This window comes from Candidatus Poriferisodalis sp., from assembly GCF_965237655.1.
Classification (GTDB): Bacteria; Actinomycetota; Acidimicrobiia; order Acidimicrobiales; family Poriferisodalaceae; genus Poriferisodalis.
In genome coordinates this window covers 707321-721966 of the sequence record NZ_CBDEGB010000001.1, presented here as the reverse complement: position 1 = coordinate 721966, position 14646 = coordinate 707321, and the positions used below count along the sequence as shown (strand labels likewise).

The 14646-nt window shown below is 67.1% G+C and carries 15 protein-coding genes and 1 tRNA gene; 4 read left to right on the top strand and 12 right to left on the bottom strand.

The features are described 5' to 3' along the window. Nucleotides 1-91: 91 nt before the first annotated feature. A complete protein-coding gene (locus ACPXYO_RS03510; RefSeq protein WP_423916685.1) occupies nt 92-1168 on the top strand; it encodes an alcohol dehydrogenase family protein in 1077 nt (358 codons plus the stop codon). A 21-nt stretch (nt 1169-1189) separates the two neighbouring features. Here ACPXYO_RS03510 and ACPXYO_RS03505 read toward each other — a convergent pair. The 6 genes from ACPXYO_RS03505 to ACPXYO_RS03480 all read right to left on the bottom strand — a co-directional run bounded on the left by ACPXYO_RS03505 (nt 1190) and on the right by ACPXYO_RS03480 (nt 6956). Further along, nucleotides 1190-1262: transfer RNA gene (locus tag ACPXYO_RS03505), tRNA-Thr, on the bottom strand. A 33-nt stretch (nt 1263-1295) separates the two neighbouring features. Continuing rightward, complete coding sequence (gene rlmB, locus ACPXYO_RS03500) at nt 1296-2291, bottom strand: 23S rRNA (guanosine(2251)-2'-O)-methyltransferase RlmB (RefSeq protein WP_423916683.1); 996 nt, start codon at nt 2289-2291, stop codon at nt 1296-1298. Nucleotides 2292-2298: 7 nt separating this feature from the next. Then, the gene (gene ispF, locus ACPXYO_RS03495; RefSeq protein WP_423916681.1) at nt 2299-2856 is read right to left on the bottom strand and encodes a 2-C-methyl-D-erythritol 2,4-cyclodiphosphate synthase; all 558 of its coding nucleotides are present in this window, start codon (nt 2854-2856) and stop codon (nt 2299-2301) included. Between the two features lie 11 nt (nt 2857-2867). Further along, nucleotides 2868-3554: an IspD/TarI family cytidylyltransferase gene (locus ACPXYO_RS03490; RefSeq protein ID WP_423916679.1), complete on the bottom strand. Its 687-nt coding sequence runs from the start codon at nt 3552-3554 to the stop codon at nt 2868-2870. 28 nt (nt 3555-3582) lie between these two features. Beyond that, on the bottom strand, nt 3583-4389 hold the full coding sequence (locus tag ACPXYO_RS03485) for a hypothetical protein (protein WP_423916677.1): 807 nt from the start codon (nt 4387-4389) through the stop codon (nt 3583-3585). Nucleotides 4390-4454: 65 nt separating this feature from the next. Beyond that, a complete protein-coding gene (locus ACPXYO_RS03480) occupies nt 4455-6956 on the bottom strand; it encodes an ATP-dependent Clp protease ATP-binding subunit (RefSeq protein WP_423916676.1) in 2502 nt (833 codons plus the stop codon). 165 nt (nt 6957-7121) lie between these two features. Here ACPXYO_RS03480 and ACPXYO_RS03475 point away from each other — a divergent pair, with 165 nt between their 5' ends. Continuing rightward, nucleotides 7122-8141 carry a polyprenyl synthetase family protein gene (locus ACPXYO_RS03475; RefSeq protein ID WP_423916674.1) on the top strand — a complete coding sequence of 340 codons (1020 nt, stop codon included), beginning with the start codon at nt 7122-7124 and terminating at the stop codon, nt 8139-8141. A gap of 2 nt (nt 8142-8143) precedes the next feature. After that, a complete protein-coding gene (gene folP, locus ACPXYO_RS03470) occupies nt 8144-9034 on the top strand; it encodes a dihydropteroate synthase (RefSeq protein ID WP_423916672.1) in 891 nt (296 codons plus the stop codon). Between the two features lie 31 nt (nt 9035-9065). Here the strand turns inward: folP and ACPXYO_RS03465 are convergent, their stop codons facing one another. Further along, a complete protein-coding gene (locus tag ACPXYO_RS03465) occupies nt 9066-10427 on the bottom strand; it encodes a 3-hydroxyacyl-CoA dehydrogenase family protein (RefSeq protein WP_423916670.1) in 1362 nt (453 codons plus the stop codon). Between the two features lie 9 nt (nt 10428-10436). Further along, entirely contained in the window at nt 10437-11591 is a 1155-nt protein-coding gene (locus ACPXYO_RS03460; RefSeq protein WP_423916668.1) for an acyl-CoA dehydrogenase family protein, read from the bottom strand. Nucleotides 11592-11678: 87 nt separating this feature from the next. On the opposite strand from ACPXYO_RS03460, the gene ACPXYO_RS03455 reads away from it, so the two are divergent. Beyond that, the gene (locus tag ACPXYO_RS03455; RefSeq protein WP_423916666.1) at nt 11679-12380 is read left to right on the top strand and encodes a PaaI family thioesterase; all 702 of its coding nucleotides are present in this window, start codon (nt 11679-11681) and stop codon (nt 12378-12380) included. A gap of 60 nt (nt 12381-12440) precedes the next feature. Here ACPXYO_RS03455 and folK read toward each other — a convergent pair whose 3' ends face one another. From folK to hpt, 4 genes are all read right to left on the bottom strand, one after another. After that, nucleotides 12441-12950: a 2-amino-4-hydroxy-6-hydroxymethyldihydropteridine diphosphokinase gene (gene folK / locus ACPXYO_RS03450; RefSeq protein WP_423916664.1), complete on the bottom strand. Its 510-nt coding sequence runs from the start codon at nt 12948-12950 to the stop codon at nt 12441-12443. A gap of 50 nt (nt 12951-13000) precedes the next feature. Then, entirely contained in the window at nt 13001-13438 is a 438-nt protein-coding gene (gene folB, locus ACPXYO_RS03445; protein WP_423916662.1) for a dihydroneopterin aldolase, read from the bottom strand. A gap of 8 nt (nt 13439-13446) precedes the next feature. Further along, nucleotides 13447-13965, bottom strand: coding sequence for a hypothetical protein (locus ACPXYO_RS03440; protein ID WP_423916661.1), 519 nt, complete (start codon nt 13963-13965; stop codon nt 13447-13449). 79 nt (nt 13966-14044) lie between these two features. Then, the gene (hpt, locus tag ACPXYO_RS03435) at nt 14045-14596 is read right to left on the bottom strand and encodes a hypoxanthine phosphoribosyltransferase (protein ID WP_423918666.1); all 552 of its coding nucleotides are present in this window, start codon (nt 14594-14596) and stop codon (nt 14045-14047) included. Nucleotides 14597-14646 lie beyond the last annotated feature (50 nt).

The window sequence follows — 14646 nt, the reverse complement described above, 5'->3', positions numbered from 1 at the left end:
TATTCTGCCGCGCACTCATGACCGAACATGTCCATCTCGAATCCGCATGACCGTCGCCACACCACCATCGGGCGAGCCATCTAGGCCGACGATGCGCGCAGCGCTGCTCGTCGGCAGCGGCGGACCCGAGATGCTGGAGGTGCGAGACAACGTGCCCGTGCCGGTGCCTGGTCCCAGCGATGCCCTGATCCGGGTGTCGGCGTGCGGCATGAACAACACCGACATCAACACCCGCGTGGGCTGGTACAGCCGCGCTGTTGACTCGGCAACCAGCGAAGGCGGATACGTCGAGGCGAGCGTCGATGAGACCGCGTGGAGCCGCACGAGCCTCCAATTCCCTCGCATCCAGGGCGCCGACGTGGTGGGGCGTGTCGTCGCAGTGGGCCCAGACGTCGCAGACACTTCGCTGGTCGGGAAGCGGATCATCGTCGATCCGTGCCTGCGCGATCCCGACGATCCGTCCGATCGCAGCGGGGCCGGGTATCTCGGCAGCGAGGCCGACGGCGGGTTCGCCGAGTTCACAGCCGTGCCGGCCGTCAATGTGCACCCCGTCAACTCGGAGCTCTCCGATGCCGAGCTTGCGACGTTCCCGTGCTCGTCCGTGACCGCAGAGCACATGCTGTCGCGCATCGGTCTGCGAAACGGCCAGAGCATCGCCGTCACCGGTGCCAGCGGCGGGGTGGGCAGCGCCCTGGTGCAACTCGCGAAGCGACGCGGCGCACGGGTGGTCGCAGTGGCTGGCAGCTCGAAAATCGCCCAAGTGCTCAACATCGGCGCAGATGCCGCCGTAGCCCGGGAGACCCCATCAGCCGCCGACGCAGCTGTCTCGGCCAACGGCGGTCGCTTCGACGCTGTCGCAGATGTGGTCGGCGGGGACAGCTTCGCCGGCTGGCTCGATGCGCTCACCCGAGGAGGGCGATACGTCACTGCGGGCGCCATCGGCGGACCGATCGTGCAACTCGACCTGCGGACCTTGTACCTCAACGATCTCGAGTTCTACGGAGCGACCATCTACGAGCCGGGCATCTTCGCAGACCTCGTCGGGTACATCGAACGAGGCGAGATCCGGCCGATTCTCGGCGGCACCTATCCCCTTGAGGAAATTCATGCTGCCCAGGAGGCCTTCGGCCGCAAGGAGCACATCGGCAATCTGGTGATCACGCTGTGAGCAGGTCGTTCCTGTGGGGCGAGCCCGAGGTGGGAATCGAACCCACAACCCCCGCTTTACAAGAGCGGTGCTCTGGCCGTTGAGCTACTCGGGCAGCCGCCCCAGCGTATGGCTGAGCGCTGCGTATTCAGGCCGAGTCCCGGGCGCGAGCGCGGGCGCGGGCGCGGGCTGTGTCGACGTCACCCGCGCGGGCGCGGGCGATGTCGAACAAGGCAACGGCCGTTGCCGCAGCCACGTTGAGCGACTCGATACGCCCGTAGACCGGGATCGAGATGACCTGGTCGCAGCGCCGCTCGACCAGCGTCGAGAGACCTCGTCCCTCGGCGCCGACGACGACCACCACGGGTTCGTCGGCGACTCGCAGGTCCTCGAGACCGTCGCTTGCGTTGCCGTCGAGTCCGATCGCCCACAGGCCGGCTTCACGCAGATGTTTCAACGCACCGGGCAGACCTCCGACCTGTGCGAAGCGCAGATGCTCGATGGCCCCCGCAGCCGCCTTGACCGCTGCGGGCGTCAGGCTCGCGGAACGATGGCGTCCCAGAACGACTCCCGTCGCGCCAGCCACTTCGGCGGTGCGCAAGATGGCGCCGAGATTGCCGGGGTCGGTTACGCTGTCGGCGGCAATGAGCAGCGGAGCAGCCCCGCGATGGGGCCGAGCCAGTTCTTCCAGCGGCACCGGCCGGATTTCCTGAGCCTTGGCGATGACGCCCTGCGGCGACTCGGTGAGCGCTTGGTCACGCAGCTTGCGACGACTGGTCTCGCGCACCGGCACCCGACGATCGGCTGCCAGATCGGCGATCTCTGCCAGCACGGCGGACTCGTGCGCGTCCTCGGCCAGCAAGACCTCGTGCACCTTGCGATTGCCGGCCCGCAACAGCTCACGCACGGCCTGACGGCCTTCGACGTGGTCGCCGCCGAGACCGCGGGGTGCGGATTGTTCGCGACCGGTCGAGGGGTCGCGACGCTGCGCATTCCCGCCGCGACGCGCACCCGCGCCGCTGCGTGGCCTCGGACCGGCTCCGCTGCGCTGCTGCGCACCCGGACCGCCTCGGCCTCGCGGTCGAGCGCTGCGCGCTCCCCCTGGGGCTGGCTGTCCCCGACGGCGGGGCGGTTGCGTGCTCATCGGCAGGTCATTTCAGCGAGTCGGATTCAAGCGTGTCGGATTCAAGCGTGTCGGTGCCCGGCCGGGCGAACACCAGGGCCACGGCGTGGGCCACGATCCCGTCTCCGTGGCCGAGCCCTTCGGTCCGCTTGCCGCAGACCGTGATCGGTCCGCCCGCAGCGCTGCTGAGCCGTTCCTGCATCTGATCCCGATGCGGGGCGATCATCGGCCGATCACAAATGACAGTGCAATCGGCATTGGCCAGCTGCCAGCCGTCTTCCGCGAGGCAGGCGGCGACCTGAGCCAGCATCTCGATGCTGTCGGCGTCGCGCCATCGCTCGTCGCTGTCAGGAAAGTGCACGCCGATGTCGCCGAGACCGGCTGCGCTGAGCATCGCATCGATGACGGCATGCGCAACCACATCGGCATCGCTGTGACCTTCAAGCGGCCGCTCGCCAACAAATCGGACCCCGCCGAGCACCAACGTCCGTCCAGGGTGGTCGGCAGCATCAGCGAACGGGTGCGCGTCATAGCCGTGCCCCACTCGCATCACCGGGCCGAGCCCGCCGCTGTCGGCCGTCGTCACGCTTGTTGACGCTAGAGCCCGTCGTCTGCCACGCGGGCTCGCAGCAGGGCTTCCACGATGACAAGGTCTGCCGCCGTGGTGACCTTGTGAGCCGCAGCCTCGCCCGGAATCGCCACCACCGTGCCGCCCGCCGCCTCGACCAGCGCCGCATCGTCGGTGGCCTCAGCTTGGTCGGCGTGCACCGTCGCCAGCACCTCACGGCCAAATGCCTGCGGCGTCTGCACGGCAAAGAGCCCCGCACGATCCACGGTCCCCGAAACGACGCCACCGCCCTCGCCCCACTCCGGCACTCGCTTGAGCGTGTCGCTCACTCCCAGAGCCGGCACCGCAGCGTCCGCCCCAGCCCCCACAGCCGAAATCACCGCACCAAACAGCCCCGAAGAAGCCCCCGGCCGAGCCGCATCATGACAAACCACAACGTCAACCCCGTCGGGAACGGTCTCAAGCCCTGCACGTACTGACGCCGACCGGCTGTCCCCGCCAGCCACAACAGCATCAACACCGTCAAACGGTTGGTGGACCATCGCCGCTGACACGACAAGCGTGACGCCATCGCACGCCCGACGAGCCGCGTCAACGCTCCATGAGACCATCGAGCGCCCAGCAATGGGCGCCCACACCTTCGTGACGCCGTCGATCTCAGTTCCGAACCGAGTCCCCAACCCAGCAGCCAGCACAATCGCCCAAGTCCGAGCCACCCTCGAAGTCTGCCCCGCCCGAAGACCCTCAGCGGAAGGTGAGCCCGCGCCGCCGTCGACCACGCAAAGCAAACACCACGACAACAACGGCAACCACCGCAGCAAGGATCCACCAACCGACCGCGATCCGCGCCCCCCGGCTCGCACGCTGCGACAGACGCTCAGCCTCCTCGTCAGCTGCGGCCACTTCGGCGTCGAACAGCTCACCTGACACCAACAGCTCGCGCATGCCGCCTTGGTTCAGCGTCATGAAGCCCTCGGCTGGCAGCCTCCCCGCGCCCTGAGGCACCGTCGCCTGCACGACGAGCGTGACCAGCTCGTCGAGCGGAGCACCAGCACGCGCCTCGATCTCGGCGATGGGCATGCCAAAGAGCTCGCCCTCGAGTGCGTCCGCAGTGGCGGGGTTGACAAGCTCACTGACCGGCCGGTTGAGACCAATGCCCACAGCCAGCAGATAACGCACGTGTGCCCCATCGCGTTCGGCCGTCACCGTGACCGACCTGAACAAGCCAGCAGATCCGTCCGGCGGCCGATCAATCTCGGCGAGCACCTCGGCCAGTTCACTTTGGTTCGCAAATCGCTTGACGGCAACAACCTTGAGTCGTTCGCCGAGCAAGGTCTGCTCGCGCTGGCGGGTGATCTCCCACCCGACCAAGTCATCGAGAACGAGCAACTCGCCCAGATCGGGTGCGGTACGCATCACCTCTTCATCGAAGGTGACGGCCACGGTCACCCGACCCGCTCCGTCGTGCGCCATGTCGATGTCTACGAGGATGTCCACGCGGCAGCCGGCAAGCGCTATCAGCGCCATCGCGACGAGGAGCCAACGGCTCACCTGGCGTTGAAGTGTCACGCCGCCTCGCCGCCGCTGAGGCGCTGCGAGCGACGGCATGAGCGGGCCTATTCGGCCGTTGCGGCCTCTTCGAGCTCGATCGACCCGGGGTCGAAGCCCTCGATGGCGCGGAACACGATCTCGTCGTCCTCGACGTCCACCACGATGATCTCGCCAGCGTGGAATTCCTTGTAGAGGATGCGCTCGCTCAGCGAATCCTCGACGTGGTGCTGCAATGCACGGCGCAGCGGCCGGGCTCCGAGCTGCGGGTCGTACCCGGTACGGGCCAGCCATTGCTTGGCGGCATCGGTGAGCTCCAAGCCCAGGCCCTGTGCCCGAAGCTGGTCAGAGGTGCGCTTGATCATCAGATCGACGATCTGCACCACCTCGTCGACACTCAGCTCGTGGAAGACGATGGTGTCGTCGATGCGGTTCAGGAACTCGGGGCGGAAGTGCGCCTTGAGCGCGTCGCTGACCTTCTCCTTCATCCGGTCGTAGCTGGCGCCCTCATCGGCGGTGGCGAAGCCCACCCGAGCCTTGCGCAGGTCGGCGGTGCCCAGGTTGGAGGTCATGATGAGCACGGCGTTGCGGAAGTCGACCGAGCGGCCCTGCGCATCGGTCAGCCGGCCCTCTTCCAAGATCTGCAGCAGCGTGTTGAAGACGTCCGGGTGGGCCTTCTCGATCTCGTCGAAGAGCACCACCGAGAACGGCTTGCGACGCACCGCTTCGGTGAGCTGGCCGCCCTCGTCGTAGCCGATGTACCCGGGCGGGGCGCCGACGAGGCGGCTCACCGTGAACTTGTCCATGTACTCGGACATGTCGAGGCTGATCAGCGAGCCCTCGTCGCCGAACAGGAACTCGGCCAACGTCTTGGCCAGCTCGGTCTTGCCGACGCCCGAGGGGCCCAGGAAGATGAACGAGCCGCCGGGACGCTTGGGGTCTTTCAGGCCTGCACGGGTGCGGCGAATGGCCTGGCTGACGGCCTTGATGGAGTCGTGCTGGCCGATGACCCGCTTGTGCAGCTCGTCTTCCATCTTGAGGAGTTTCTGGGTCTCTTCCTCGGTGAGCTTGTACACCGGGATGCCCGTCCAGATCGACAGCACCTCGGCGATGGCCTCCTCGTCGACCTCGTCGAACAGGTCGTGGCCCTCGGCTTTGGCCTGCGCGAGGACGACGGTGCGCTGCTCGAGCAGCTCCTTCTCCTCGTCGCGCAGCGCTCCGGCCGTTTCGAAGTCTTGCGACTCGACCGCCTGCTTTTTTCGCTCGGTGACATCGGTCAGCTTGGTCTCGATCTCCTTGAAGTCGGGCGGCGTCGACATGCGCTTGATGCGCAGTCGCGACCCGGCCTCGTCGATGAGGTCGATGGCCTTGTCGGGCAGGTGACGGTCGGCGATGTAACGGTCGGCGAGATTCGCCGCGGCCACCAGCGCCTGGTCGGTGATGGTGACCCGGTGGTGCTGCTCGTAGCGATCGCGCAGCCCCTTGAGGATCTCGATGGTGTGGCTGAGCGTGGGCTCGTCCACCGTGATCGGCTGGAAGCGACGTTCAAGCGCTGCGTCCTTCTCGAGATACTTGCGGTACTCCTCGAGCGTGGTGGCGCCGATGGTCTGCAGCTCGCCGCGTGCCAGCATGGGCTTGAGGATCGACGCCGCGTCGATCGCACCCTCAGCGGCACCGGCACCCACCAGCGTGTGCAGCTCGTCGATGAACAGGATGATGTCACCGCGGGTGCGGATCTCCTTGAGGACCTTCTTGAGGCGCTCCTCGAAATCGCCCCGGTAGCGGGAACCGGCCACCAGCGCGCCGAGGTCCAGCGTGTAGAGCTGCTTGTCGCGCAGCAACTCGGGGACGTCGTTGTTGACGATCTTCTGGGCGAGGCCCTCAACGATGGCTGTCTTGCCCACGCCGGGCTCGCCGACAAGCACCGGGTTGTTCTTGGTGCGGCGCGACAGCACTTGCATGACGCGTTCGGTCTCGCGCAGCCGCCCGATGACCGGGTCGAGCTTCTTGGCCCGCGCGTCGGCGGTCAGGTTGCGCCCGAACTGGTCGAGCACCAGCGAGCCGCTCTGGCCACCCTGCTCGCTGCCTTGCCCCGACGAGGCGCCAACGGATTCGCGGCCGCCGCCGGAGCCGCTGTAGCCGGATAGCTGCTGGATGACCTCTTGACGGACCTTCGACAGGTCGGCGCCCAGCTTCACCAGCACCTGCGCTGCGACGCCCTCGCCCTCGCGGATCAGCCCCAGCAGCACATGCTCAGTGCCGATGTAGTTGTGGCCCAGCTGCAATGCTTCGCGCAGCGACAGCTCCAGCACTTTCTTGGCGCGCGGCGTGAAGGGAATGTGGCCGCTCGGCGACGAGCTGCCCTGTCCGATGATCTCCTCGACCTGGCTGCGCACGGCCTCGAGCGAGATGCCCAACGACTCGAGCGCCTGGGCTGCGACGCCCTCGCCCTCGTGGATCAGCCCCAGCAGGATGTGCTCAGTGCCGATGTAGTTGTGATTCAGCAGGCGCGCTTCTTCTTGCGCCAACACCACCACTCGGCGGGCCCGATCGGTGAAGCGTTCGAACACTGGGCCTCCTGGTCTGAGCCACCCACACGGGAGCTTCGGGTCAGGTGAGCGCAGTGTAACGCTGCCCTGCAAGATCGCTCCTTTGCGGTTCTGAGGCCCTCGCGAACCTCAGACGCGGGGTGTTTCGAGCGCGGCAACCCTGCCGCTGTCGTTTACGGTTGCGCCGTGGCGCCGCTTTCCCCGTTGCAGGCCCGACCCACCGCAGACGATGACCTGGCCCGTGTCGAGACGGCGCTGCGGGCCGCGGCGGTCACTGGCGACGAGTTTCTCACCGAGGTGACCTCGCACCTGATCCCCGCGGGCGGCAAGCGACTGCGGCCTGCGTTCGTCATTGCGTCGGCGCTGGCGCTGAACCCACAAGGGGCTGCACCTACCGCAGTCACCGACGAGATGGTGTGCGGCGGTGTTGCCGTCGAACTCGTGCACCTGGGCTCGCTGTACCACGACGACGTCATGGACGACGCGCAGACACGGCGCGGCATCGAGGCGGTGAATTATCGCTGGGGGAACCTGAAGGCGATCCTGGCCGGCGACTTCCTGCTGGCCAAGGCGTCCGAGCTAGCGGCGTCGCTCGGCACTGAGGTAGCAACCCTGCTGGCCGCAACGATCGGGCGTCTGTGCGAGGGACAAGTGCGCGAGCTGCAGTTGATCTACGACACGAGCCGCACTGAAGACCAGTACTTCCTGGCCATCGGGGGCAAGACCGCCGAACTGTACGCCACGTCGTGTCGCATCGGCGGTCTGGTGGCGGGCGTGGACTCCGCGACTCTGGAGTGCCTGTCCGCCTTCGGGCTGGCCTACGGCATGGCGTTCCAGATCGTCGACGATCTGCTCGACCTGGTGGCCTCCGACGAGCAACTCGGCAAGCCGTCGGGCAACGACCTGCGGGAGGGCGTCTACACGCTGCCGGTCATCCGGATGCTGGCCAACGGGCATCCAGTTGGCGATCTGCTCGGCCAACCCCTCGACGATGCCCAGCGGGACGAGGCACGGGCGGTCGTCGCGGCAGGAAGCGAGATTGCTACCTCGGTGGAAACGGCACTGTCCTACGTGTCGCAGGCCCTTGACACTCTGGCACCGTTCGACGCGACAGCCGGGGTTGTCGGCCTGCGGGCCGCTGCGTCGAACCTTCTCGGTGTCTTGCCTCCGGTCACGACGGGCAACCCCACAGCGGACTTCAGCTGACGGTGACCGGACCCGGGGCGCAGCCAGGCTGGCCGATCCGGCGCCGCTATCGCCACGGCCGGTGGGACCCCGGGCGCGGACCGTGCTGGAAATGGGGCACCCGCACGTACGTGATGGGCATCATCAATGCCACTGACGACTCGTTTTCCGGCGACGGCGTGTCTGACCGGCTTGACGATGCGCTCGCGCTGACGCACGAACTCGTAGCAGGCGGGGTCGACATCATCGACATCGGCGGCGCTTCCAGTCGGCCGGGCGCGGAACCCACCCCCATAAAGGTGGAGCGGCAGCGGGCTGTCCGAGTCATCGAGGCCGTTCGAGCCGAGCTGGACCGCCTAGGAGCCGACCTGCCGATCTCGGTGGACACGACATGGGCGGAGGTGGCAGGACCTGCGGTTGATGCCGGTGCCACGGTGGTGAACGACATCACGGGCTTTCGCCTCGACCGCCAGATGGCACCGCTGGTGGCCGAGCGCAGTGCCGCCGCCGTACTCATGCACAACCAGCGGGGCCGCCCCCATACGGACCTCGTCGCCGATGTGACAGCCGGGTTGAAGGCCAGTCTCCAGATCTGCGCGGAGGCCGGTGTGGGCACCGACCGCCTGGTGGTCGACCCGGGCTTCGGCTTCGGCTTCGGCGTTTCGCAGAACCTGGAGATGATGCGGCGACTGCCGGAGCTGTGGGCGTTGGAGCTGCCAATGCTCATCGGCACGTCGCGCAAGTCGACTATCGGGGCGATCACCAACGCCGAGATCGACGATCGCCTCTTCGGCACCGCGGCCACCATCACCGCCGCCATCTGTGCGGGCATCGACATCGTGCGGATCCACGACGCCGCCCAGATGACCCAGGCCATCCGCATGACCGACGCCATCGTCCGTCCAGCCTGCTGAACGCGGGCCGTCACCCTTCAGGCTGGGTGGCTCAGCCCTCGACTGGGGCGCAAGCAACTGGTGCAACAGTGCCGTCGGGCATCAATTGCTGGCGGGCGCCATCGGCGGACCGGCTGTAGAAGGTTGGCTGGCCGGACGCCTCGAGCCTGGCGAGCATGGCTGGCAGCGGAGCGCCGACACCATGCAGGAATTCGATGACCCGGGCGGGTCCGAGGTGGTCGAGCATCTCGAACGGTCCGTGCACCCAGTTGAAGCCCCAGCGGATCGCGTTGTCGACGTTGGCAATGTCGTCGGCGATCTCGGGCACCAGGTCTGCCGCGTACGCCAGCGTGCCGCCGAAGATGTGCCGTGCCAGTTCGCCCTGCGGTGAATCGGCGAATATCACCGCGCCAAGCTCGGCGGGTACGCCTTCGAGATCGGGTTCGGTGGCCGCTCGCCACTCGCCGGTCACGAGATCGAACGTCTCGGTCTTGCGGGAGCCGTCGTCAAGTCTCAGGCGCCGACTGAAGCCGCCGCCGGTCTTGCGCCCGAGCTGGCCACGGGCGGCCATCGCCTGCTCCGCAGCGGGGAACTGGGCGAATTCGAGTCCCCGGTCGCCCGACGGCAGGTTCTGGGCCAAGTTGGCGCCGACCAACTCCATCACGTCGAGGCCTATGAGGTCGATGAGCCCGTACAGGCCTGTGGGCGGCAAGCCCATCGGTGCGCCCAGCACTGCGTCGATGGTCTCGGGGGTCATGCCATCGGCGAGGAACGGCTTGGCCTGGTGCAAGCCGGACAGCATGAAGTAACAGCCGATGCGATTGCCGATGAAATTGACGGTGTCCTTGGCATGCACGACGCCCTTGCCGAGCCGCTCAGCCCCAAAGCGTGCGAACGCCTCGATGACCTCGGGCTCGGTGTCGGAGCCGGGCACCAGTTCGAACAGCTTCATCACCTGCACGGGGTTGAAGAAGTGCGTGATGGCCACGTCGCGCCGGAATCGCTCGCTCATGCCCTCGCTGATCTGCCGCAACGGGATGCCCGACGTGTTCGATGAGATGACCGAGCCGTCGCTGCGGGCGGCTTCGAGGCGCTCGAACAGCTCACGTTTGGTGGCGAGGTCCTCGATGACGGCCTCGCACACCCAGTCGTAGCCGGCGATGTCGTCGAGGCGGTCGTCGACCGAGCCGATGCTGACGAGTTCCTGGAAGTCGGCGTCGACCGAGTCGCACGCTCGCTGCGCAGCGGCCTCGTCGACGTCGAGCAGCAGCACGCGGCAGCCGGCCTTTGCCGACACGGCCGCAATGCCGGCGCCCATCGTGCCCGCCCCGATGATCGCTACTGAATTGATGCGCCTCGCAGGCTCGGCCGAGTCAATACGCCTCGCAGGCTCGGCCGAATTGATCTCTCGCACGCCTGCTGCCTATCGGGTGCCGGTGACTTCGCGGCCGATGATCTCTTTCATGATCTCGGTGGTGCCGCCGTAGATGGTCTGTACTCGGGCATCGGCGTACGCCTTGGAGATGGGGTACTCCGACATGAAGCCGTAGCCGCCGAACAGCTGCAGGCAGCGAGTGATGAGCTTCAACTGCATCTCGGTGACCCACCACTTGGCCTCTGCGGCGTCTGTAGCGGTCAGCTCGCCCTCGTTGAGGGCCTCGATCTGGCGGTCCACGAACACCCAGGCGATATCGAGCTCAGTCTTCATCTCGGCGAGCTCGAAGCGGGTGTTCTGGAACGAGGCGATGGTCTGGCCGAAGGCCTGCCGCTCGCCCACATAGTCGACGGTCCAGTCGAATGCGGCCTGCGCGTGGGCCACGCCAGTCACCGCGATGGACAGCCGCTCCTGGGGCAGGTTGCGCACCAGACTCGTGAAGCCGTTGCCCTCGCCGCCGAGCAGGTTTTCTTCGGGCACGAACACGTCGTCGAAGAAGAGCTCGGCAGTGTCCTGAGACTTCAAGCCCAGCTTGTCGAGATTGCGCCCCCGCTCGAATCCCTCCATGCCCTCGGAGAGCACGATCAGCGACATGCCCCGGTGCTTCTCGCTGGGATCGGTCTTCGCCGCCACGATGACGAGGTCGGAGTTGATGCCGTTGGTGATGAACGTCTTCGAGCCATTCACGACGTACCCGTCACCGGAGCGGATTGCCGTCGTGCTCATCGAGGCCAGATCCGAGCCGATGCCCGGCTCGGTCATCGCAATGGCGCTCATCAGCTCACCGCTGCACAACCCCGGCATCCACCGCTCGGCCTGGGACTCATCGCACAGGTTGATGAAGTACGGCAGGCAGACGTCGTTGTGCAGCGTCATGCACATGCCCGAGCCAGCCACGCCGGCGGACATGATCTCCTCGTTGAGGATGGCGTTGTAGCGGAAGTCCGGCACTCCGCCGCCGCCGTAGCGCTCGTCGACGGCGGTGGCCAGCAGGCCCACGTCTCCCGCCTTGCGGAACATGGCCTTGTCGACCTTGCCGTCGGCTTCCCACTTCTCGTGGTAGGGGACAATCTCGCGCTCGGTGAAGGCCCGGGCCGTTTCACGGAACATTTCGTGCTCTTCTTCAAAGATGGTGCGCCGCATGGTCCGAGCGTATGCCCCGACGGCAATGCGAACCACGGCCACACGCAGCGGGCGTACATCGGGGCGGCACAGATAGCGTCTCGGCCCGTGACCCAGCAGGATTCGCGCAGCGATCCGGCCAGCACCGTCGGGCCAGGACATGACTGGAGCGCCGTCGAACGGGCCGCCGCTGCGATGCGCCGGCTGAACCAGGCACTGGCGGGGCGACGGGTCCGAGACGAGATGCTCGACGAGGTCACAGCGGCTGTTGAGGCTGCCGCTGACCGGCTGGAGCAGGGCACGCTGAGAGTGAAGCTCGACGACATGTTGAGCCGGCCATACCTCCGCGAGATCTACGAAGGCCAGTTCTTCCCACTGCCGCTCGAGGTTGGCGACGAGATCGAGTTCGACCCCTTCTCCATCGGCGGAGGGCAGTTGCATCCGGCGTCGGTGGACGTCAGCTACTTCAAGGAATCTGACGAGGCGGTCACTGGCCAGGCCATTGTCGACCCCATGTTCGCCGGGCCTCCCGAGCGCACCCACGGCGGCGTTGTGGCGCTCATCATCGACGAGCTGATGGGCGCGCTGAACCGGATGCGGGGCCGCCAGGCCTATACGGGCCGGCTCACCGTCCACTACCGCGCCGCGACTCCGCTGGGCGAGCCTCTGCAGCTTCGGGCGTGGATACATGACACATCCGGCCGCAAGATCGTCCAGCACGCTGAAGTGCACGGCCCCGAGGGCTTGTGCGTCAACGCCGAAGGTCTGTTCATCCTGCGCGCCGACGCACCCCCCGTCCCGGAGGCCTAGCTCCCCTCTGTCCGGAGCGGAGCGTCGAGAACAGCACCGCCTCGCGGCACCGATCGTGCGCTACAGCCCCGGCGAGGCTGCGGCCAGGTCTCGCAGCCGGTCTGGGCCAGCGATGCGCTCGCAATCCTGGTCGGCCACGGCCGCCAACTCGCCGACGGTGACCATTTCGGGTGCGAGCTCCACCAGCGGGTCGAGCACGAATCGGCGCTCCCGCAGGCGCGGGTGCGGGATCACCAGTTCGGGATCACGCTGGACGAGGTCGCCGAACAGCAGCACGTCGACGTCGAGCGTGCGGGGTCCCCAACGCTCCCGCCGCACTCGATGGGCGGCCACTTCGAGGGCCTGGCACCGTGCAAGCAGCTCATAGGGGCCCTCAGCCACGCGCAGCTCGGCCACGAGATTCAGGAACGACGGCTGTGACGGGCCGATCGGCGCGCTGCGATACACACCCGAACTGGCCACCAGCACACCAGCGTCTGCCAAGGCCCCGAGAGCATCGGCCAGTTGCGCGGCGGGGTTGCCGATATTCGCGCCCATGCTCACGAATGCCCTCACAGCGGCGTTGTTCACCGGCTCACACTGCGTTGGCTCATCGGCTCACGCCGGGTTGGCTCATCGGCTCACGCCGGGCGGCGGCGGGTGATGCGCACAGCGCTCGTGGCCAGGTCGGCCGCAACGGCCGGGCGGAGCTTGGTGACCGTGACCGCGGCTGCCGTCACAGCGTCGAGGCTGCACAGGTCTGCTGCGATCAACTCGGCCAGCCGCTCGAGCAGCTGGGGCGCTTCGGTGGCGCACAGCGCGACGATTCGATCGCACGCGCCGCCGTAGTCGATGGTGTCGGCCAGATTGTCCGATGCACCCGCACGGCTCAGGTCGGCGTAGAGGTCGACGTCGATGCTGAGCGGCTGCGGCGCGGTGCGCTCGTGGGCAAGCGCCCCGACCACGCACATCACCCGCAGGTCGCGCAGCTCAATGCGGTCGCCGTCAGGCGACGCATCATTGACACAGCGGTCGTCGAGAGGCGACGCATCAGACGCAGCGGCGCTGGGTGCAGTCACGACTGGGTTCAGCCCTCTGCTTTCCGATCAGCCAGGATGCCGAGCGCGACGTCGACGACGCGGCGCCCCTCGGGCCCAACACGCTGGCCGAAGATCCGCTCGGTGATGGCCGTCGCCTGCGGACCTGTGGGCACCTTGCCCGACAGCAGCAGGTACGAGGCCATGAACCCGCAGACGTCCTCGCCGACCCGCTCCTTGTGCAGCACGACCCGCTTGCGTTCGCTGGCCAGCCGCGCCAGATCGTTGTGGACTCTCTGCAGGTATTCAGCCATGTCGTCAAGGACAGGCCACGGCCGGTGCAGATACGGCAAGCTCAGCTCGTCGTAGTTGTGAAGGTTGTGCGGAGCAGCGATCAGCGAGACGACCATGTCGAACCCGTTGCGGCGCAGCCAGATGATCTCTTCCTGACGACGGACGCGCCTGTGACTGGCGCCATAGCCGCCGGGACGCTCGCAAACAGCGAGGCGCTCGGCGACGACCCAGTTGAAGTTGCGGGGCTGAATGCCCTCCGCCCACTTCCCTCTCATAGCCGCCGTCCCTGCAAGCGTGTACGGAGCCGAATTTACCGGTGCCGAACCGGCCCTGCACGGCGAACACGCAGGAGTTTCAGGCGTTTTCGGCGGCGGAAGCGTCGCAGGCGCGAATCTCGGCCAGATTGCGGTATTTCTGAGCCAAATCCAGCCCGTAGCCGATGACCCACACAGGCGGCAGGCGGAAGCCGATGTAGTCGACGAGGCCGTTCAGGCTGCCGTTGTGCTCGCGGGTCAGCAACGAGCACACCGCCAGGCTGGCGGGGCTGCGAGCCAGCAGGCTGCGACGCAGGTACGACAGGGTGAGACCGCTCTCGACGATGTCCTCCACCAAGATCACGTCCCGCCCTGCGATGTCGATGTCGAGATCCTTGAGAATGCGAACAACCCCGCTGGAACGGGTGCTGCTGCCGTACGACGACACGGCCATGAAATCCATTTCGACCGCCAGGTCAATCGCGCGGCTGAGATCGGAGGCGAACATCACGGCGCCCTTGAGCACCGCCACCAGCAGCGGCTCACGGCCGGCGTAGTCGGTGGTGATCTGCGCGCCCAATTCGACGACCCGCTCGGCAATCTCGGAGCCAGAGACGAGTACCTCCCCGACAGCCGGATCGCCTGCGAGCATCGAGTCGAGGTCGCTCTGAGGCGACGGCGAGGCCGGTGCGGGCGTCACGT